Source organism: Psychrobacter sp. 1Y10, from assembly GCF_052259005.1.
Taxonomy (GTDB): domain Bacteria; phylum Pseudomonadota; class Gammaproteobacteria; order Pseudomonadales; family Moraxellaceae; genus Psychrobacter; species Psychrobacter saeujeotis.
Map to the genome: position 1 here is coordinate 228,352 of NZ_JBQQES010000001.1, position 20,533 is coordinate 248,884.

18 protein-coding genes are annotated in these 20,533 nt (G+C 43.3%); 5 read left to right on the forward strand and 13 right to left on the reverse strand.

The annotated features are described in order from the left end of the window. Positions 1 to 5 precede the first annotated feature (5 nt). The 5 genes from ACTXGH_RS01010 to ACTXGH_RS01030 all read right to left on the reverse strand — a co-directional run bounded on the left by ACTXGH_RS01010 (position 6) and on the right by ACTXGH_RS01030 (position 4,082). Positions 6 to 443, reverse strand: a complete 438-nt coding sequence (locus ACTXGH_RS01010; RefSeq protein WP_439261823.1) for a secondary thiamine-phosphate synthase enzyme YjbQ — start codon at positions 441 to 443, stop codon at positions 6 to 8. A gap of 103 nt (positions 444 to 546) precedes the next feature. Continuing rightward, on the reverse strand, positions 547 to 2,646 hold the full coding sequence (gene mnmC, locus ACTXGH_RS01015) for an FAD-dependent 5-carboxymethylaminomethyl-2-thiouridine(34) oxidoreductase MnmC (protein WP_439295721.1): 2,100 nt from the start codon (positions 2,644 to 2,646) through the stop codon (positions 547 to 549). Between the two features lie 34 nt (positions 2,647 to 2,680). Continuing rightward, positions 2,681 to 3,109 carry a hypothetical protein gene (locus tag ACTXGH_RS01020; protein ID WP_439295720.1) on the reverse strand — a complete coding sequence of 143 codons (429 nt, stop codon included), beginning with the start codon at positions 3,107 to 3,109 and terminating at the stop codon, positions 2,681 to 2,683. After that, entirely contained in the window at positions 3,106 to 3,435 is a 330-nt protein-coding gene (locus tag ACTXGH_RS01025) for a YciI family protein (RefSeq protein ID WP_439261817.1), read from the reverse strand. Before ACTXGH_RS01025 ends, ACTXGH_RS01020 begins: the two co-directional genes overlap by 4 nt. Before the next feature lie 95 nt (positions 3,436 to 3,530). After that, positions 3,531 to 4,082, reverse strand: a complete 552-nt coding sequence (locus tag ACTXGH_RS01030) for an inner membrane-spanning protein YciB (protein ID WP_299217503.1) — start codon at positions 4,080 to 4,082, stop codon at positions 3,531 to 3,533. Positions 4,083 to 4,271: 189 nt separating this feature from the next. On the opposite strand from ACTXGH_RS01030, the gene ACTXGH_RS01035 reads away from it, so the two are divergent. Continuing rightward, a complete protein-coding gene (locus ACTXGH_RS01035) occupies positions 4,272 to 5,156 on the forward strand; it encodes a PHP domain-containing protein (RefSeq protein WP_439295719.1) in 885 nt (294 codons plus the stop codon). A gap of 350 nt (positions 5,157 to 5,506) precedes the next feature. Then, a complete protein-coding gene (locus ACTXGH_RS01040; RefSeq protein ID WP_443561654.1) occupies positions 5,507 to 7,033 on the forward strand; it encodes a GGDEF domain-containing protein in 1,527 nt (508 codons plus the stop codon). Positions 7,034 to 7,074: 41 nt separating this feature from the next. On the opposite strand, the gene truD is transcribed toward ACTXGH_RS01040, so the two are convergent. Next, entirely contained in the window at positions 7,075 to 8,352 is a 1,278-nt protein-coding gene (gene truD, locus ACTXGH_RS01045) for a tRNA pseudouridine(13) synthase TruD (RefSeq protein ID WP_439295717.1), read from the reverse strand. 376 nt (positions 8,353 to 8,728) lie between these two features. Here truD and ACTXGH_RS01050 point away from each other — a divergent pair, with 376 nt between their 5' ends. Next, the gene (locus tag ACTXGH_RS01050) at positions 8,729 to 10,402 is read left to right on the forward strand and encodes an FAD-dependent oxidoreductase (RefSeq protein WP_439295716.1); all 1,674 of its coding nucleotides are present in this window, start codon (positions 8,729 to 8,731) and stop codon (positions 10,400 to 10,402) included. A 92-nt stretch (positions 10,403 to 10,494) separates the two neighbouring features. Then, on the forward strand, positions 10,495 to 11,091 hold the full coding sequence (locus tag ACTXGH_RS01055; protein ID WP_439295715.1) for a GNAT family N-acetyltransferase: 597 nt from the start codon (positions 10,495 to 10,497) through the stop codon (positions 11,089 to 11,091). A gap of 29 nt (positions 11,092 to 11,120) precedes the next feature. On the opposite strand, the gene ACTXGH_RS01060 is transcribed toward ACTXGH_RS01055, so the two are convergent. From ACTXGH_RS01060 to ACTXGH_RS01075, 4 genes are all read right to left on the reverse strand, one after another. Further along, on the reverse strand, positions 11,121 to 11,363 hold the full coding sequence (locus ACTXGH_RS01060; RefSeq protein WP_439295714.1) for a hypothetical protein: 243 nt from the start codon (positions 11,361 to 11,363) through the stop codon (positions 11,121 to 11,123). A 123-nt stretch (positions 11,364 to 11,486) separates the two neighbouring features. Continuing rightward, positions 11,487 to 12,842: a glutathione-disulfide reductase gene (gene gorA / locus ACTXGH_RS01065; RefSeq protein ID WP_439295713.1), complete on the reverse strand. Its 1,356-nt coding sequence runs from the start codon at positions 12,840 to 12,842 to the stop codon at positions 11,487 to 11,489. A gap of 269 nt (positions 12,843 to 13,111) precedes the next feature. Next, complete coding sequence (locus ACTXGH_RS01070) at positions 13,112 to 13,564, reverse strand: threonine/serine exporter family protein (protein ID WP_068037441.1); 453 nt, start codon at positions 13,562 to 13,564, stop codon at positions 13,112 to 13,114. 1 nt (position 13,565) lies between these two features. After that, on the reverse strand, positions 13,566 to 14,366 hold the full coding sequence (locus tag ACTXGH_RS01075; protein ID WP_439295712.1) for a threonine/serine exporter family protein: 801 nt from the start codon (positions 14,364 to 14,366) through the stop codon (positions 13,566 to 13,568). A 130-nt stretch (positions 14,367 to 14,496) separates the two neighbouring features. On the opposite strand from ACTXGH_RS01075, the gene ACTXGH_RS01080 reads away from it, so the two are divergent. Next, positions 14,497 to 14,778: a DUF503 domain-containing protein gene (locus ACTXGH_RS01080; RefSeq protein ID WP_439295711.1), complete on the forward strand. Its 282-nt coding sequence runs from the start codon at positions 14,497 to 14,499 to the stop codon at positions 14,776 to 14,778. Between the two features lie 215 nt (positions 14,779 to 14,993). Here the strand turns inward: ACTXGH_RS01080 and ACTXGH_RS01085 are convergent, their stop codons facing one another. From ACTXGH_RS01085 to uvrA, 3 genes are all read right to left on the reverse strand, one after another. Next, on the reverse strand, positions 14,994 to 16,724 hold the full coding sequence (locus tag ACTXGH_RS01085) for a hypothetical protein (protein WP_439295710.1): 1,731 nt from the start codon (positions 16,722 to 16,724) through the stop codon (positions 14,994 to 14,996). A gap of 130 nt (positions 16,725 to 16,854) precedes the next feature. Next, positions 16,855 to 17,121, reverse strand: a complete 267-nt coding sequence (locus tag ACTXGH_RS01090) for a hypothetical protein (RefSeq protein WP_439295709.1) — start codon at positions 17,119 to 17,121, stop codon at positions 16,855 to 16,857. A gap of 316 nt (positions 17,122 to 17,437) precedes the next feature. Further along, positions 17,438 to 20,344: an excinuclease ABC subunit UvrA gene (gene uvrA / locus ACTXGH_RS01095; protein WP_439295708.1), complete on the reverse strand. Its 2,907-nt coding sequence runs from the start codon at positions 20,342 to 20,344 to the stop codon at positions 17,438 to 17,440. Positions 20,345 to 20,533: the final 189 nt, after the last annotated feature.

Here is a 20,533-nt window from a genome sequence, read left to right on the forward strand (position 1 = left end):
TATTGCTAAGTACTTACGGTAATAACGAGCTGTCGCTGTCCGCCATACTTATCAAGGTTATCTCGATGCTCGCATAAATATACGCCTTGCCACCTGCCAAGTCCCAATACGCCATTGCTAAGTGGGATGGTTAAACTGACCCCAAGCATTATACTTTTAAAATGGGCTGGCAAGTCATCCGAACCTTCTAATGTATGACGGTACTCGGGTTGATTAGCAGGCGCAATTTTATTCAGCCAATCTTCAGTATCTAGTCTGACATCTGGGTCAGCATTTTCGTTAATCGCGAGACTGGCAGAGGTATGCTGTAAAAATAGGTGCACTAGACCTACTTGAGATGAATTAGGTATTAGCTTACGAATCGCATCTTCAATCATTGGCGTTATGATATGAATGCCGCGCGCATAGGCAGGCAGGGTCAGCGTGGTTTGGTGGTAGGGCATTACATACCTCTCGTTATTAGAAACAACTTTATAGCTTCATACTATAAAATAGCCAAGAATGTGAAAAGCTCAGTCATAACAAAGCTGAAACCAGGTTTGAATGTTAACTAAGCGGCGTCTGTAAGCGCGTACGATTGGGCGACAGGCGCGCGCGCATCGCTGCTGACAATGGTGCAAAAGATCCTAGCATCATATCTGCAAGCGTTTCAGCGCATATGGGCGCTAACGCATAGCCTTTAGCGCCCATCGCACTCATAACCCAAGTACGCCGGCTTTGTGCTAATCGTCCTACGATAGGATGATAATCAGGGGTTTGAGTTCGAACGCCGGCACGCCCCTGCCATAGACTGCTATCGGCTGGAATAACCGATTCCATCTCAGGAATGGCAGAGACGAGCTTTTCACGACTAATATGGTGCTCTTCATTACGAATATCAGTGTCTGTATCATTGCGTATAAAGCTAGCGCCTAATAATAGATGCGCTGCACCTTCTACCACATCATTCAACTCTTTATCATCAGCTTGCGCGGTAAAGACGGCACAGTAGCCGCTATATTTAAGCGGTATTTTAGGTAGGTTTGTGAGCTGTTTGGTGGTTGGCGTGAACCACGAAAGCTGACCACGAATTTTACGACAATCAAAAATACGCTGATCTATTTTGTGACTCTCATAAGCGGCGCAAATCACCACATTATCGGCACTAATAGTCATCACGCCTTTGTCCTGATTACTGCCTTCAATACGAACACAGCTTTCCATCTCGTTAATATTGCTAACGTCTAATTGCTGAAAGCAGATGAGCGGATGGGTCAGTATTATATTTTTTAATGCTTGAGGGTTGACCAAACCGGATTGTGGTAAGTACAAATTCTCTGATAAATCATGCGTTTTTAATCCGGTAGTCTCTTGTGCTTGCGCAAGCGATAGCGTGGTTGCCATCTCATCCGGATAGTCTGCAATTTGTTCTGTGCCGATATTGGCTTTTATCAGCAAATCTAGTGCGCCAGTTAACTCAAGTACGGGCGCTGTATTTTGCTTTGCAGCCTTTTTATTAAGCTGTCGATATAGACGGCTGCTATAGAGATAACCGATGCTATGCAAATGCTCATCGACATGATGAATCGGTGTCATCTTAGGTGCGAGTAGGGCGCGAGGATTGCCAGATGCTCCGGCCAAAGGTGCTGATTTATCTAGCAAAGTGACATTAATACCGCGATTGGCAAGTGACCACGCTGTCATTAAGCCTGAGACACCAGCGCCAATGACAATACTATGGGCGCTATTAATAGCTTGATTAATAGCTTGATTATCAGGATAGTCATGAGCATCACTACGGTTATCTGACAAATCGGTAGACTCAGCCATGATGGCGGTGAGCATCTCACGTTTACGGCCAAAGCCTTTGACTTTTTTGATCTCAAAGCCGCAGTCTTTTAGTGCGCGTTTGACGATACCTGCGCAGCTATAAGTAGCTGCGGTCGTGCCAAGGTAGGAGAGACGCTGTATTTGTGCGAAGATGTTTTCAGCCCACAATGTACTATTACAAGAAGGGGCAAAGCCATCCAGATACCATGCGTCAATGTAGGGTGCTGGCTTGATAGAGGCGTCTAATGCCAATTTGGACAAACTATCAGCTGCGTCACCAAACCACATATCGACAGTCAAATTATCATCGAGGAAGTTTAGACGATGACATCCTGCGATCAGAGGCGGATAAGCCGCTAAAAACTGCGCAGTCAGCACAGACAGCTCAGGCGCACGCTGTGCCCATAAAGCTAAGATTTGGGTAAGATCTGTGAGCGGTATCGGATGTTTTTCTGTGGTAATAAAGTGTAGCTTCGCTGTTGCCAAGTGTGGATGGGCATGACGCAGCTCTCGCCATAGCTGCCACGTTGCCAACAAATTTAGCCCAGTACCCAAGCCCAATTCTGCGATGCTAAAGCATTGCCTTGGCGCAAGATTAGTCAGTCGCTCAACCAACTGATTGTGTGCCAAAAACACATGACGCGACTCTGCAAGGCCATCGGCATGCGAAAAATACACATCGCCAAACTCACCTGATACCGGCACTTTATTACCCGTATCGTCCATCTGCCAGTTGATCTTGGCAGGTGTGATAGCTGATGCGTGGATATTCGGTGTGGTAGGGTGCTGCATAGGTGTCGTGGCAGCGCTACTATTTTTTGAAGAGGCGTTAGACATAGGCGATCACATTAGAGAAGGCAATAACAAAGAGCTACCAGCGCTCACGGCGGACAAACACCAGCCATGAGATAAAAATACCGACAAGCAAGCTCATCAAAACAGTAAATGCACCGTATAAAAACAATTGACCTTTGCTCTCATAAACCAAAACGTTTACTTGTGTCTGCAAATCATTTACTTGTCTTTGTAGTTGCGCATTGCGACTAAGTAGCGCTTGATTGGCCTCAGATAAGGCTTTGTCTGAAGGCTGAATCTGTGCGGCTAAAGTATTGCTAGCTGACAATGTTTGGTCTGATGTTGACTGGACAGAAGTGTTTTGATTGGTGGCAGACGACGTTGCTACGGAATCAGTATTGCTCACTGATGGCGCCGCATGCGCTGACATGGCGATGAGCAAAAACGTACTAGCCAGGCCATGTTGATAGCGGCGAGTTTTTGATAAGGATATTCGCTGACTCACGACTTTACTACTTTATTCGAGGCGTTATCATCTGCTTTTGGTAAGGTATGGATAAAGGGTCTGATATCCACGTGACTGTATACGCCATCCCGTAAATACGGCTCATCGTTTGCCCATGCTTGCGCTGCTTCTAAAGAGTCAAAGTCAGCGATAATTAGGCTACCTGACATCGCCTCTAAACCGTGCTCGATAGGCGTAGGGCCTGCGATAATAAGACGGTTTTCTTGAATTAACCGCTGTAAGCGCTCAACATGTTCAGCGCGGGTGATTTGACGCTGTGCTGTACTATTGGCGACGTCGTGACCGATGATGGCAAATAAGGACATGACCCTTCCTTTATGAATAGTAAAAATAAAAAATGATGATTTATAATGATAATGTCAATTTGACAATAAGGGTTGGTTATTATCGCAATACTTTTTTATTTTGCAGACTTATCAGTTAAAGCTGGATTTAAATGCTTTTTTAATACCGCAAATTGAGCGACAACAAACACCAGCATAATCGGAATCCAGCCATAGGTCTTAAAGTTAATCCATGCCTCATCAGACATCGTGAATGCCGTGATATAATGTAAAAAGCCCATAAAGGCAAAGAACAGTGCCCAAGCGATAGTAAGCTTTTTCCAGCCACTCATGGTAAGCGAAAAGACCTCTTTCATGGCAAGCTGCATCAAGGGTTTATTAATCGCAGCACTGATAATCAGCGTTAACGCAAAGATACCGTTGATAATCGGCGATTTCCAACGCAGATAAATATCATCACGCAAAAGTAGCGTACCCCCACAAAATAAAATGGTCAGTATTAATACAACCCATTGCTGTTTATCAAATTTGCCTTTTTGACGCACAAAGTGAATAGCATAAACAACGATAGTTGCAATAAGCAAAGCGCCTGCTGCTGCCAAAATACCACTTTGACGAGCAGTAACAAAAAAAGCAATCAAAGGAATGAAGTCTAGTAATGCTTTCATAACAAGTGGAATGTCCAACAAAAACGTAGTGAGTAGTTTACACGTCTACTGAGGCAAAAAAAAGCAATCAACATCATAAACATATTGATAATAAGTATAAGTGCTAGACAATCTTGTTATTGTTTTCTATTAAGCCATTATTGGCCCTTTATAAACCCATATATTTGATCAACATCTAAGGTTAACGTTATGAAAATCGACTTACATTGTCACAGTACCTGTTCAGACGGTACTTACGCTCCAGCAGATGTTGTACAGCGTGCGCACGCAGCTGGTGTCGATGTACTGGCATTGACGGATCACGATACGCTACTAGGTATTGATGAAGCTAGAGCGACAGCCACAGCGTGCGGAATGACACTTATTAATGGTGTTGAAATCAGCTGCGAACATACGCTAACTGGCGGTTATGGCAAAAATAAATCGACCAACAAGATCATTCACATCGTCGGGCTTGATTTTACCGATTTAGATAGAATGCATGCAACGCTACAGCAGCTACAAGACAGCCGTGCCACTCGTGGTCAACGAATTACCGAAAAGCTGAGTGAACTATTAGATACCGACTATGAGGAGCTATGGCAAGCGATACTCGATAAAGCAGGTGGTAACTCGCAAGCGGTTGGACGAGCGCATATTGGTCAGGTGTTGTTTGAGCGCGGTGATGTCAAGACCGTACAAAAAGCCTTTGATAAATATTTGGCCGACAATAAAGCCGCTTACGTCGCGATTGACGCACTTAGTATGGCGAGAGGTATTGAGCTGATTCATGCATGTGGCGGTAAAGCAGTACTTGCACATCCAACGCGCTATCAGCTGTCAGCCACGCGCGTACGTAAGCTTATCGCTGAGTTCGCTGAGCTTGGCGGCGATGCTTGTGAGTTGCCAGCGACCAGTGAGCCGATCAGTACCCGAAGAATGGTTGATCGTAGTATCGCTGAACATGGACTTGTGGCTTCAATTGGCAGCGACTTTCACGGTAGCAATATGCCATGGCGCCGTATTGGAGACGTGCCAACCTTGTCAACTGAACAGCACGGCGTTTGGCAACTTTTTCAACATAGCAATTATTGATTATTGGACAGTTATTAACCATATGTCGTATATAGAGACCATTGACAACAATAATATTGCCAAATGATTTGAAAGTTGCCAAAATCAATAATAAACATACTAGAATTATATAGGTAAGAATTACGTTCACAAAAACGAGTATAGTGCTGCGTCAATCGACGGCTTATTTAAAATTGTAATGCATATCAAATGTTTAAGATTTAAACCAATAAGTATCGTCATCTGCCATACCCTAAGTTCAGTACTAATGTAGTAATCAAGGCATAAGACCTTTGTTACTTTAAACTCATCTATCAGTCTGTTAGCACCTATTTACAAACCACAACGTTTGTATTGGTCTTGATGACAGAATGAACAAATATGCACGTGGTAACGCGTATATGGTTACACCGATATACCGGGCAGGCTACAAAAAACTCTCTCAGATGATTTTTGAGTGGCAAGCTGCGGATAGAGCATCATTGTTAGCCATATTCATCGTGATGGAAATCACCATGCATTGGTTATGGTGTCTGTTTGTTTGGTTACGACAAGAGGCACTAGAGGGCTATGTGGACATGGCTCTCTTGTATCCCATATGGGCTGTTATAACGCTCATAGGGATATTTTTTTGCTGGATGGTAGGTCACTTATCTCATATTAGAGACGACTCTAAGCGCCTACATAATTGGCAAATCGTACTCATTTGTGTATATGGGTTATATATTGCCGTTGTCGTTTTGGTAATGGGTCACAGCAGTTTAGTCTCAGGTGTATCGCTCGTTGGCGGTACGATGCTTGCGATGATGCTAGTACGCCGGCGTTACATTTGGTATGCGTTCTTGATTCAAGTTTATTTGATTGTCCTGATGGCGATTTTGCCTTATTTGGGTGTGACTTTACCTAGCATGCGCCAACTAAATATCCCCTCATTACCGCTTGGTACGTACAGTTATCAAACCTATAGCGAGATGACAAGTATTGAGAATGCGATAGAAGCCACTATTTTTCAAGATGGTACGCTTAGCTGGGATAGTATCAATGAGATTCGGCGCTCCTCAGTATTCTTTTGGCGTGTGACGCATATGTATTTAGCGTTGCCCAAAGCCATTTTTATGGTATATATTTTTAGTACGCTGCTACTAATTTTGGACAATAGCAAAAAACAAATCGTGCAGCATGCCAATCATGATGAGCTGACAGGTCTGAAAAACCGCCGCTGCGGCCTCACTAAAATGCGTCAAACGCTCGCTAAACTCACTAAAAGCCAAGACTATACTGTTATCTTACTCGATTTAGATTTGTTTAAAGGCATCAATGACAATTACGGTCATGATGTCGGCGATCATGTATTAAAAGAAGTTGCAAATATATTGACAGACAAGCTCACTGAGACTGATATTGTCAGTCGTTACGGAGGTGAGGAATTTTTAATTGTTCTGCCTGATATAGCGCATGATCTAGCGATGGCTATTGCCGAACAGCTGCGTTGCGATATTGCTACCCATGTGTTTCAAATAGACCATAATCTAAGCTTTAAGATAACGGCGAGTCTAGGGCTTTATACCTTGACTCATGCTGAGCGCGCCTGCATCAGACAAAGATATGCATCCATAAAATCCAAAGAAACAGTGGCGACATCATCATTATCGAAGCTGCCGACAATTAAGTCTCGTAAGAGCAAACGCGCATCTATACCAGTGTCAGAGCTGCGATATGCTCAGTTGCCTAGTGATATTTGTCAGCGTTTGATTAGAGTCGCAGACAAAGCATTGTACGAAGCCAAAGATCGTGGTCGCAATCAAGTGGTCAGTGCCAACGAGATGACAGTAGCAAAAGACAGCATTGGGCAGTTATACAGCAGTCAAAAAACCAGCGGCCAAAAAACAGATGCATAATCGGTTATGAACAGGATAACTTAGTACAAAGCTACAAAGCCTTACACCTTCGATGATGAGCTGCTTAGCTGTTGTACCAAACCTGCCAGTACACTAGTAGCAAAGCTGCCAGTCGTCAAAGTAAAATTTAATACGAGCGTTTGCTTACCATCTGTTTGTTCCTCTTGCCACGTCCAACGCATCGCTTCAACGGGTAATCGTAGTGCTCGTCGTTGGGCTTTGACGTCGCGTTTTTCTAGACCCACTGCTAGCTGTGCTAATAATGGATTGCACTGTACTATATCGTTTTCGAGCTGGGCTGCTATGCCGCTGACTTTATCGTTACCTACGCCCCACAGCACACCAGTTGGATGAATATCCCCACTGGCAACACGCGCACGTAGCGACTCGTCTACCTCTTCACTAGCAAATATCGAGCCTGAGCCATCTAAGTTAAATACTTCACCGGCAAGTCCTATATTCCAACTGCCGTCGCGGACTCTGGCTGCCAATATCTCATTGAATAGTAAACTACGCGCGGCAGACAACTCCATCGCATGTTGCTCACGCGGTGCACGTTTACGTTTACTCTTTTTTGTTTGCGGACGATCTTTTGGTGCTGGGCGTGCGAACAGCCTTAACGCCTCTGTTATATTATTACCATGCCATCCAAAACGCTGCGGACCAAAGTAATTGGGTACGCCAGTTGCGCTGATATTTTGCAAATGCTGCTCTACAGACGACTTATCGTTAGCTTCCAATTCAATATCTCGCAAGGTGATAATAAATTGATTAGCCCTATGTGTACCGCGATTAAGCTTTTTATTGTGCCAGTGCTGCGTAAGGATGGTGACTGATTCGTTGTCACCGATATCTATTGGTGCAAATTTAGTCTCTGGCAATTGCTTTTTGGGTATCCGCAGGCTAAACCACTGCGTTGTCAGTGCATGGCGGTCTTTGAGTCCTGAATAACCAACATCACGTAATGGAATCTCTGCCCACTCGGACAGTAATTTGGCTAAATAAGCAGTATTTACACCGGACTTTTTGATATGTAACCATAGATGCTCGCCTTCGCCAGTGAAGTCAATCGGCAATATCTCGTTAACGATAAAGTCTGTGTTATATGTTTTGTAGGTTGCCTGCTTTAAAGGTGGCAGTATGGGCTGAGGGAGCTGCTCGGTATCTGTCGCCGCTTTGATATCGAAACTTGCGATATCAAAGCTTGCGATATCAAGCTGCTCGTTATGAGTTGGCTGACTGTCTAAGTCAGATTGAGCTAAGGCAGATTGAGCATTAAAGTTATCTGTCGTTTTTTTATAGTTATCTTGAGAAGTCATAAAGTGGTCTTGTATTTTAATGGTAAGTTTTGGGTTGAAAGGGTAAGGCCAATTAATTAGAGCTAGTAAATATTAATCAGTTACGTTTTGCAACGCAGCGAACGTACAAATAAACAGCGTACGTTAAGTGGGCTTGTTACTATCAATAGAGCTGTTTTTTAAATGTATAGTCGATACAAACTAAAATGGATACAGGATATTATAGTGCGTTACTGGTACAAATTTTCCTCACTTGTTGTGCCTACGCTGACAGAAGCTTTGTAAAAATCATCTTAGTCACGCTCGGTAGTTCGCAGTAACCTTGTCTCTTTTAAAGTATATCGACCATTACGGTACGTTTTATACAGAACATAATTATAACTGTTAAGGATGACCTATGAGCCAGATGAATAACAACCTAGCCGATAATAAAATTCATACCGAGAATATCGTGACCATCAATAAATCTGATATTCCAAATGGTGGCATGAAGTCATATAAACAAGATGATGATAGTATCATTTTAATCACTCGCGATGAGGATGAGTTTTTTGCCTTTGATGGCAAGTGTCCGCATGCTGGCGCAGATTTGGGCACAGGGTTGCGCTGCGGTAGTCGAGTCGTCTGTCCTTGGCACCATGCAACTTTTGACAATCGTGATGGGACGCTATTAGAGCCAGTTGCCATGCGCGGATTGACTCAATATCAGCTGACAGATGAGGGCGAGAGCTTGAGCGTCGATACCTCAGCAAAAATGAATCAAAACTTGATCAATGACAAGCTGATCGATACTCATACTATTATCGTTGGTGGTGGCGGTGCAGGGTTTATGACGGCCAATCAGCTGCGTCATACGGGCTATGGTGGCAAGATTACCTTGATCAGCAAAGAGAATAAAGCCCCTTATAATCGTCCTTTATTATCAAAAGCCTTTTTAGCGGGGAATATGGAGGAAGACAAGCTGTTACTAGGCGGTGCAAAATGGGCCAATGATAACGATATCGATTTACGCCTCAATCAAACGGTTAGCGAAGTACTACCCAATGAGTCTACCGTCGTTATCACCAATGATAGCGGCAATAGTGAGCGACAGACTGCAGATTTTTTAGTGGTAGCGACAGGTGCTGAGCCAAACATACCGCCTATCACAGGAGCTGATTTGGATGGCGTTTATACCTTGCGTAGCATGGAGGATGCCAAGTTGATTAAAGCGGCCAGTCATGACCAGCGTGTGGTGATTGTAGGTACAGGCTTTATCGGTATGGAGGTCGCTTCTGCATTGGCACAAGCAGGTACGCCCGCTTCGATTACGGTGATTGGACAGGACGATCGGGTAATGGGCAATATCGTATCAGAAACTGTGAGCAATGCGTTGATTAAGCTGCATAAAGACAACGGCATAAACTTTGTGTTTAATGCCACTGTCAATAAAATCACTCAAGTTGAAAGTAAGGCTGAGCATCCTAAACATGATAAAACCTTTTCACAAGTAGGCGGTGTGACGCTTGCCAATGGCGAGCATATCGATGCCGATATTGTGATTCTGGGTACGGGCGTGGCACCGCGTACAGAGGTTTTAAACGAGGTGAATGATCCAGATGGTGTGCAAGTCGACAGTCATCTGCAGCTGCGCGATGGGGTTTATGCGCTTGGCGACATTGCAAAAGCATCCGGTCAGATGGGACGTATGCGTATCGAACATTGGCGCGTGGCTTTGCAGCATGGCATGGTCACAGCGGCAGCGATATTAAACGATGATAATGTCAATTCGTTAGAAGCGCGCATTCCTTTCTTCTGGACGATGCAATATGGCAAGAGCCTACGCTACAGCGGACATGCAGCTTCACCAGATAATAATATCTTACTTGGCTCGCCTGACACGCTCGATTATATCGAGTACTACTTCGATGATGAGGGAGAAGATACTCGTGCAAGTGCTGCAAGTACTTTAGGGCGTGATAAAGAGTTGGTCGCTTTTAGTGAGCTGCTGCGTCGTGGTCACGCACCGACGCGCGCGCAGATCAATACTGGATTCGATATTATCGAGCAGGCCCAAGCATTATCGCGCTAGCATTTAAAGGCACATAAGGTTTACTATTAAAGCTGGCTTGGTTATCCAAGTCAGCTTTTTTATATAGCAATAATAAAAGGACACCTTATAAAATGGATAATAACCTTCTAAACAAAGACGCTGTGTTTTTACGGCAAGCAAAAGCGGATGATGTTGGCGCACTTGAGCAGTTATTAAATCGCTGTTATCGAGAAACAGCAGGCTGGACCAATGAAGCCGACTTGGTCGGTGGCATTCGTATTACTCAGTCTGAGCTGGCGAGCATCATCGATAATCCAAAACATTATCTTTTCGTTTATCCAAAAACGACGACTGGCGCTCAGGATGGCGATGAAACTGACGAGCTGTTGGGTTGTATTGCCGTTGATATGAAAATCGACGCTGACGCAAATGAAAAAGCCTATATTGGTATGTTTGCGGTACATCCAGACTTGCAAGGTTGCGGTGTGGGAAATGTGATATTAGAGGCAGCTGAGACTTTTGCAGAGCGGCATCTACAAGGTAATGATCAACCAAGTCGTCTGACCATGTCTATTTTAAGTCATCGCCCCGAGCTATTGGCTTATTATCAGCGCCGCGGCTATCAGTTGAATGGTAACGAGATGCCGTTCCCAGATGACGGCAATAATGGCGAACCAAAGCGTCAAGACTTAGCGTTATTAGAATTAGAGAAAATCGTTAGCTCATAAAGGTTGGCTTTAATTGTATCAGACTTGAGCTAACCCCAAAAATGCCCAAAGGTCATAAACAGCCCAACGCTTAGTAGAATAAATGCCACAATAATTAAACGCTTAAACCAGTTAAAAGCTGGCAGACGCGTGGCATTGTCATCCGACATGAGGTATGCAAACAAGCCCAGCAAGCTTGCCGCTAACGTCATAATCCCAAGGCCAATTGGTAAAATATAGAGGTATACTTGCCACACAGTCATCTCACAAACGGCTTCTATTAAGCGCATCATAGCAGTATCATGATTGTGCTGTCTGTATCTGACACTACACGAAATCAAAAATAGGCAATAAAAAAGGCTATTCCGTCAAGAATAGCCTTTTCATCAATATTATCTATCAAATTAACGCATATATCAGCGCATGGTCACAAACTCTTCTGAACCAGTAGGATGAATAGCGACCGTATTGTCAAAGTCAGCCTTGGTCGCGCCCATCTTGATCGCCACCGCAAAGCCTTGAATCATCTCATCGACACCAAAGCCGATGCCGTGCAAGCCGATGACTTTTTCATCTTCGCCTAAGCACACCAGCTTCATCACGCACTTTTGACGATGCTGCGTCACTGCGCTATACATAGAAGTAAATGTTGAGGTATAGCATTTAATGTTGTCTTTACCAAAGTGATTGACCGCATCAATCTCAGACAAGCCAATCGTGCCAATAGGCGGATGGGTAAAGATAACCGTCGGTATCAAGTCATAAACCAAATGCTCATCGGTTTTGTCATTAAACAAGCGCTCAGATAGTCTACGACCCGCCGCGATAGCAACAGGGGTCAAATCAATGCTGTTTTCGATAATGTCACCGACTGCGTAAATGCCGTCAACATTAGTATTTTGGAACTTATCGACTTTGATTTTACCGTTATCAGTCGTCTCTACACCTGTCACTTCCAAGTTAATACCGTCAGTAGAAGGCGCGCGACCAATCGCCCAAATCAAACAATCTACGGTATCAAGAGCGCCGTCTTTGATAAACAACTCTAAACAGCCATCTTCTTTTTTATGGACTTCCGTTAGTGTGGTATCGGTGTGCAATTGAATGCCATCCTGCTCCATCTCTATCAGCAAGGTCTCCACGATGGTATGGTCAAAGGAGCGTAGCGGCGAGTGTTGACGGACATACAGATGCACCTCAGCACCCAAGCTGTTGAGCACGCCAGCGATTTCAACGGCGATATATCCTGCCCCGACGATGGCTACCCGTTTTGGCAAAGCATTTAAGGCAAAAAAACCGTCAGAATCAATACCGTATTCTGCACCTTTAATATTTGGTTTAATAGGATGACCGCCCGTTGCGATCAAAATATGATCAGCCGTGATATGCTCGCCATTGACTTCGACCGTATTGGTATCGACAAACTTGGCAAAGCCTTTTATCACTTCCACGCCATTTTTGGCCAAGTTATTATCATAAGCGCGGTGAATGTTTTGGATATATTGTTGGCGACTGTTGACTAGCTTTTGAAAATCAAAGCCCTTTAACTCGACATCAAAACCGTAATCAGGCGCATATTTTTCGATGGCTTCGGCCACTTGCGCGCCGTACCACATGACCTTTTTGGGCACACAGCCCCAATTGACGCAAGTACCGCCTAACTGCTCCGCTTCGATAATGGCGCATTTTTTGCCATAGCTTGCCGCGCGATTGATGGAGGCAATGCCGCCGCTACCGCCACCAATGGCGATATAGTCATAATGTTTTGTCATGGTTGAGTCTCTTTAGTCAATGCTTGTGATGAATAATATGAATGCGATTGTTGTTTAGTTTTATTGTGAACTTTACTGTAATGGGTATGAGAGTATATCTTACAAGTTTTTTCATGCTTAAGACGTGCCAAGTAGTATTAATAATCCAATCTCAATTATTTATTTTTCTTGGCGTAGGCTGGGTTTTTAGCCCAGCATTTTACCTAAGTTGAGAGCCAAGGATCAATTTATAAAAGTCTTTAAGTAAAATAGTCACCATTTAAACCCACTTAAACAATGGCGCGCCGTCTATAAAATAATAGCCCGGGAATGGATAAGCCCAGTACCAATCCTGAGGTCACAAATAAGGCTTCAAACAAATACACCATCATTTGGCTAAATAACTCGTCCGAAAAGCCAAAATAGCCAATCTGTACCATGCTGACCATCGCCTTATAAGCGGCGATACCTGGCATCATACAGATGACGCTTGGTGAAATTAACGCTTTGGGCGGTAGGGTATATTTTTTAGAAAAGTAGACGCCCAAAAAGCTGGCAAGCATCGCCCCAAAAAAGCTGGCTACCACCAGATGGATATGTTGATAGACAAGCGCTGTTTTTAGCCCAAAGCCAAACGCAGTCATCAGCAAACACGGCAAAATATAGCGTTTGGGTACGCTGAACATCAGCGTCCAACCAAGGGTAATGATGCATGACAATACTACGGTTTCAATAAACCACATATCAAAACCCCCAGTGCTGTATTTGCAGTAAAACCAGTGCCATCACGATGCCAACGCAGGCGGACAAGGTCAACATATATGTAAACACCGCACGTCCAACCCCAATATTGACATAGCCTTTTAGAATGTCTGAGAAAGAGTTAATCAAAGGAAAGCTTGGCACCAGTAATAGCACGCTCGAGGCAACTGCAATATCAGCATTATTACCAATATCAAAATAGTAAGTCGTTGCCCCAATCAAAGAGGCGATAAAAGCCGTTACGATGACCGTGATAAAGGGATTGAAGTGGTGCTTGGCTAAATAAATGCGGGTAAACATCGCTACCATGCCAGCGATAAAGGTTACGGCGGTAATCGACCAACTGCCACCATTAAGATTTGCAAACGCAGCACAAGATGCACCAACGAATATGCCTACCAGCCACGTTGGATATACTGTCTTATCTAACTCATCAAAGGCACGGGTGGTGCGGTCAGTCAGCTCAGACTGTAGCTTGTCAATATTTCTATCGGCTTCGGTTTTATTAACGATTTGCTGGATTTGTACCAATAAATTGACATTAATGCTTTGATTGATCGTGTCTCTGGTAGTGGTGATACAGCGTTCATTACAGATGGTCGTCAAGGTAATGGCATTAAAATTAAGCGAACATTCGACGCTACTCATGCCCAAAGCAAATCCCAAACGTTTAGACAAGTCAACCACCACGGCAGACTCAGCGCCGTATTGCATAAGAAGTAATCCGCAGCGCACGCATAGTCGAGTGATGCGCTGCTGCTGTACGTAGCTGATAGAGGTCATGGGCGAGATACGTATGTTTGTTGGTATTGGTACGCTATTATAAAGGGTCTAGATGCTGACACGCAGGCATTATCGGACATTATATTTGATGCTACTATAAAGTATAAACTTTTTTGGTAAGGAGTATAAAATGCATATCGCTATCTTAACGCTGACTTTTGCGCTACCGGGCTGTAGCTCATTAAAAGAAAAACGCCAACGCATGGGCGGCTTGCATGCGCGCTTTGGCAATACACCAAGCGTCGCTGTCTGTGAGAGCGATGAGCGTGATCGGCATGATGCCAGCGAGTGGACGTTTGTGATCGTCGGATTATCCAAACGTGAAGTGGAGTCACAATGCAGCCAAATTGAGGAGAAAATAGAACGGACGGTAGATGCGCGGATGATGAATGTTGAGAGAGAGTTTATTTAGGTGGAGTGGTTTTATGTTTGGAGCTAATCTCGCTTTTCGCTTCTATCTGCTCATTGATACGAGGCGAGGGCTACGGTTTGTCCTGTCTCTTGCTCCGCGTAGCCAAGCCAAAACCTAGTCCTCGCAACTCCTCCAATTGAGCAGGATAGCCGCTACAATCGGGGCTAAACCGCTTCTAAAGACTAGTATTTAACTGAAGGCTATAGTTAATATGATTAGGAAAGATTTTCTGTCAAATCATTAGTGCTCTTTAACCACATTCTAATAGGAACTTCACTTCCTGAGCTTTCTTCTATTTTCTCATTTAAAAGCTCTAGTATCCACATCCTCACTTCCTCCTTCTTACCTTCAACTTCGTTAAGTACAGGATGTAGCAAAATAGAGTGAATAAATTGTCTACGATACCTTTCATCTTCAATTTCTGTCCAAATTACTTCTCTTAAAGTGCTTTTATCAATTGATGTAAGAATATCTTCATCATCACCATTCGAAATTCTGTCTTTATAGTATCGTAAAAAAACAGAAGAAATAATATGAGAGTTAACATTGATGGGTCGATAGTTTTCTATACTTTCAACAATAAATTCACGAAATCTTTCATAAGGCTCTATCTTAAAGCGATACCAGTCACCAATAGTTGGCCTTGATTGTGATGTGTTTATCTCTCGTTCAATAAACTGCTTAACGTGATTTTCCAGCTGTTGCGCTAAACCTTTTCTACCACAGTTTTCAAAGATATTACAATAAAAGCTAATATTATTTAGCTCAGACCTTTGAATCTTAGCACATGCTGAATAATATAGGCGTTCACAGAAATTAGGCTGAAGCTTTAGGCTATGAAACTCATTTATAACCTGTTGATGAAATAGGTCATCTTGAAGATTTACTTCTGATAGAATATCTTTTTCTATTAAATATTTTATAGACTCTTCTGATATGTCATGATTATGCAGCATACTTATAATATGCATAGCCCAGTCATCAAATGAGAATAAAGGGTAAAACGGTTCCAAGTGATTTCTGAAGGCTTTAATCTCTTCAGTTTGCATCAAAAAACGATCATCAGACATTTTGATAAAACTTTTGTTTTTATCAAGAAATAAGTCTAAGGTAGCTTTAAAGGAACTCTGCTCGTTATCTAAAATTATTTCTGGTTGAAACTCGTCTATCCAGCGAACAATTAAAAGGTTTTTTAGTATGTACTCTCTACTGGTTTTGCTTAGTGATGTGATGGAAGTAGTAATTTGCTGATAATTATTAAGTACCTTATTATAAAACCTTAAGTTTTTGACGTTCATTGTACGATAGAATAGTTGCATGACATCTAATGCAATATCATCTGTGATAAAAGTCTGTAATATAGCTAAATTATCATCAAGAACAAGAACTTCATCAAGGACCTTTTCTTTATATTCTTGGAATTGCTTGTTTGCTTTAGCGTCATGTAGGATTACAATAACTTGGCAGTTTTTTTCCAACTTTAAATCGTTAATTAAGCCCATAACGTCTTTAATCGGTAAATTGTCTGAGACTCTTTCAATATCATCAATACAGATAACAGTTTTAGATACTAGACTAGATAACATGCTAGTTATAAAGCTTTTTCCTATATTTAGGCTTAAACCATTACCTCCCATTTTAGAAAAATCAACAGTATCTAAAGCTTTATTGAATAATGATTTAGCTCCTTGTAATCTGTCCTCTAGCTGATTAATTGCATGAGTTTTGACAGCAATTTCATATTTTAAAGAATCTAGTGAGTCAATACCAAATAAAGATACATAGGCATACTTTTGCAGCTTAAATTTATTGAGGTTCTTCTGTTTAAAATATTTCCAAAAATATGTTTTTCCAACACCCCACTCACCAGTCAGCGCAATAGCGAAAGAATCGTCAGTATTTATTAGCTCTAAAAGCTTCTTTTCAAGATTTGCTACATTTGCCATCGCTGTTTACCTTACATATGTTCTTAAGCTGATAATGATATTAACACTAAAATAAAACCACAACCCAACAAAAAAGGCCACCCTATAAAGAGTGGCCTTTTATCAATGATCATCTAACAAATACCAGTTATTAGTGACGACCTTGGCCTGCAGGCTTTTCAAACCCTTTCGCACTTAGACACGCATCTATTTTTTTCATATCGCTTTTACTTGGACGACTCTCTTTATTCATTTTTACGCCCGCTTTTTTAGCACAGTCATCCATAGCTTGCTTCATATCGGCGGACATCGCAGGTCTTTGATGGTTGCGATCGCTTGTGCCATTTGATGAGTCGCTTGACGCACAGGCGCTAACGCCAACAGTAGATGCCAAGATAATGAACAATAATTTTTTCATAAAAAGTCCTTAAAGGTTTTAGGGGTGGTATAGGGGTTAGCAGTGTCAATTTGTACGTGTTACCACTTGCTACCGGGTTCTTAACCGGTTATTTATATCTCGTATGCGTCTACGCATCATATTCAACCCTTTAAATATTAATACATTCAATATTTAAGTATCTTTAATAAACATTAAGAAAGGTAACGCAGTGCGCTATAGGTCTTGATACCTATTAATCAATACCTACAGTGTGCAGGTTAGACAAAGCCTGATTCCACCCAAGAAAAAGGCCACCTTATAAAGAGTGGCCTTTTATCAATCATAACTAACGGTATTAACTCACTTCTTTCATCGCTTGCTTAAGCATCGGCTTCAAAAACTCACCTGTATATGAGCCTTTCACTTCCGCGACTTCTTCAGGCGTACCTTCCGCGATGATCAGTCCACCACCTTTACCGCCTTCAGGGCCAAGATCAATCACCCAATCCGCGGTCTTGATGACGTCCAAGTTATGCTCGATGACGACGATAGTATTGCCTTTATCACGTAGCGCATGCAGGATATTGAGCAGTTTATCGATATCATGAAAATGCAGACCCGTGGTCGGCTCGTCCAAGATATACAGCGTCTGTCCGGTATCGCGTTTGGCAAGCTCACGCGCCAGTTTGACCCGCTGTGCTTCACCACCAGACAGCGTCGGCGCAGACTGACCCAAGCGAATATAACCAAGACCGACATCCATGAGTGCTTGCAGACGGCGATAGATCGCTGGGATCGCTGAGAAGAACTCAGTGGCATCTTCAACGGTCATATCGAGCACTTCAGCGATGCTTTTGCCTTTATAGTGAATCTCTAAAGTTTCGCGATTATAGCGTTTGCCTTCGCAGGTATCACACGGCACATACATATCAGGCAAAAAGTGCATCTCAACTTTGATCAGGCCATCGCCCTGACACATCTCACAGCGACCGCCTTTGACGTTGAAGCTAAAGCGACCTGGCTTATAACCACGTGCGCGGGCTTCTTGCGTTTGGGCGAACATTTCACGTACAGGGGTAAAGACACCTGTATAGGTTGCAGGGTTTGAGCGCGGCGTACGACCGATTGGACTTTGATCGATATCGACCATTTTGTCCAAATGCTCAAGGCCGCTGATACTTTCATGCTTATCTGCAATAAGGGTAGAAGCATTATTTAACTGCGTGGCGGCGATCGGCATTAAAGTACGGTTGATCAAGGTTGATTTGCCTGAGCCTGAGACACCAGTGACACAAGTCATAATGCCAACGGGTATGGTCAAATCTACATCATGTAGGTTGTTGCCGGATGCGCCTTTTAGCTCAATCGTCATCGGGACTTGCTTGGGCTTGGCTTTACCTTTAACTTCCATATCGATGGTTTTAGCTTTATGACGAATGCTTGGAATCTCGATTTTTTTCTTACCAGACATATATTGTCCAGTTAGTGATTCTTTATTGGCCATGATGTCATCGACCGTACCCTGAGCGATAATATGACCACCATGGACGCCCGCACCGATACCGATATCGATGACATGGTCGGCTTGACGTATCGCATCCTCATCGTGCTCGACGACAAGGACAGTATTGCCCAAATCTCGCAAACGAGTTAAGGTTTTGAGCAAGCGATCATTGTCACGCTGATGCAGACCAATAGACGGCTCATCAAGTACATACATCACGCCCATAAGCCCCGCACCGATTTGGCTGGCAAGACGGATACGCTGCGCTTCACCGCCTGATAGCGTCTCGGCAGAGCGGGCAAGGGTCAGATAGTCAAGTCCGACGCTAACAAGGAAGTTTAAGCGCTCATTAATCTCTTTAAAGATCTTTTCTGCGACTTCCCCTTTATGGCCGCCAATCTTCAGCGTTTTATAATAGTCAGCGGCATCACCGATAGAAAGCTTAACGATTTCAGCGATAGTATGCTCGTCAACGCGGACATTACGTGAGATCTCATTCAAACGCGCACCATCGCAGACGTTACAGGTAGTATCAGCCAGATACTTTGCCAGCTCATCACGCACAAGGTTACTTTGGGTTTTGGCATAACGGCGCTCTAGATAAGGCAGCACGCCTTCAAATGGAACAGTTTTGTTGGTCTTACGACCACGCTCATCGGTAAAGTTAAAGGAGAGCTTTTCCTTACCTGAGCCATGCATAATAAGGTCCTGTTGCGCTTTGCTCAGGTCTTGCCAAGGCGTATCCATATCAATGTCAAAATGCTTGCAGACAGTAGAGAGCAGACCAAAATAATATGCATGACGCTTGTCCCAACCGTTAATTGCGCCTTGGTTGAGCGATTTTTCATGATGGGTAATCAGTTTTTCAGCGGCGAAATATTGACGTTTACCCAAACCATCACAGCTTGGGCAAGCACCGTATGGATTGTTAAAACTAAACATCCGCGGCTCAAGCTCAGGCACTGCTCGATCACAGACAGGGCATGAATGCTTGGACGACATGACTTGATTTTTATCGCCACCTTCTTTTGGATTGCCATCCATAAAGTGCAGCGTAACCAAACCTTGACCCAAGCGCAGGGCAGTCTCGAGACTTTCAGCGACGCGGTTACCTAAGTCATCACGGACTTTAAAGCGATCAACCACAACCTCAATAGTATGTTTTTTCTTTTTATCAAGCGTTGGTAGCTCGTCTGTATCATAGACATCACCATCGACTCGCACGCGCACAAAACCTTGCCCAATCAGCTGCTCAAGCAATACGGTATGCTCGCCTTTACGCTCACGAACCACTGGCGCTAAAATCATTAGCTTGGTATCGTTTGGCAGTGCCATGACTTGATCGACCATTTCTGTCACCGATTGTGCGACCATCGGCTCACCATGTTCAGGACAGTATGGCGTACCGATACGCGCATAGAGCAGGCGTAGATAATCGTAGATCTCAGTAATCGTACCGACTGTTGAGCGTGGGTTATGGTTGGTTGATTTTTGCTCAATGGCAATAGCAGGAGAGAGTCCCTCAATGCTATCGACTTCTGGTTTTTCCATTTGTGAGAGGAACTGACGGGCGTAGGCGGACAGACTCTCGACATAGCGACGCTGTCCTTCAGCATATAGTGTATCAAAAGCCAAAGATGACTTTCCTGAGCCGGATAAGCCAGTAATTACCACGAATTTGTCACGTGGAATATCGAGATCAACGTTTTTTAGATTGTGAGTGCGTGCGCCGCGTATTGCAATGTGGTCATTTGCCATCGGTTACAGGTTTCCTATTTACTAAAAGCGTTATTAAAAAAACTATGTGCGTATGGTTATAAAATCTAAAGTAAGTGATATATAGTAAGCTTTAAATGAAATCGGTATGTTAATAGCCATAGGCTACTTCATTTAAATACAATACGTTTAATGATAAGTTATAAAGTTTTATAGTGGTTGTTCATAAAA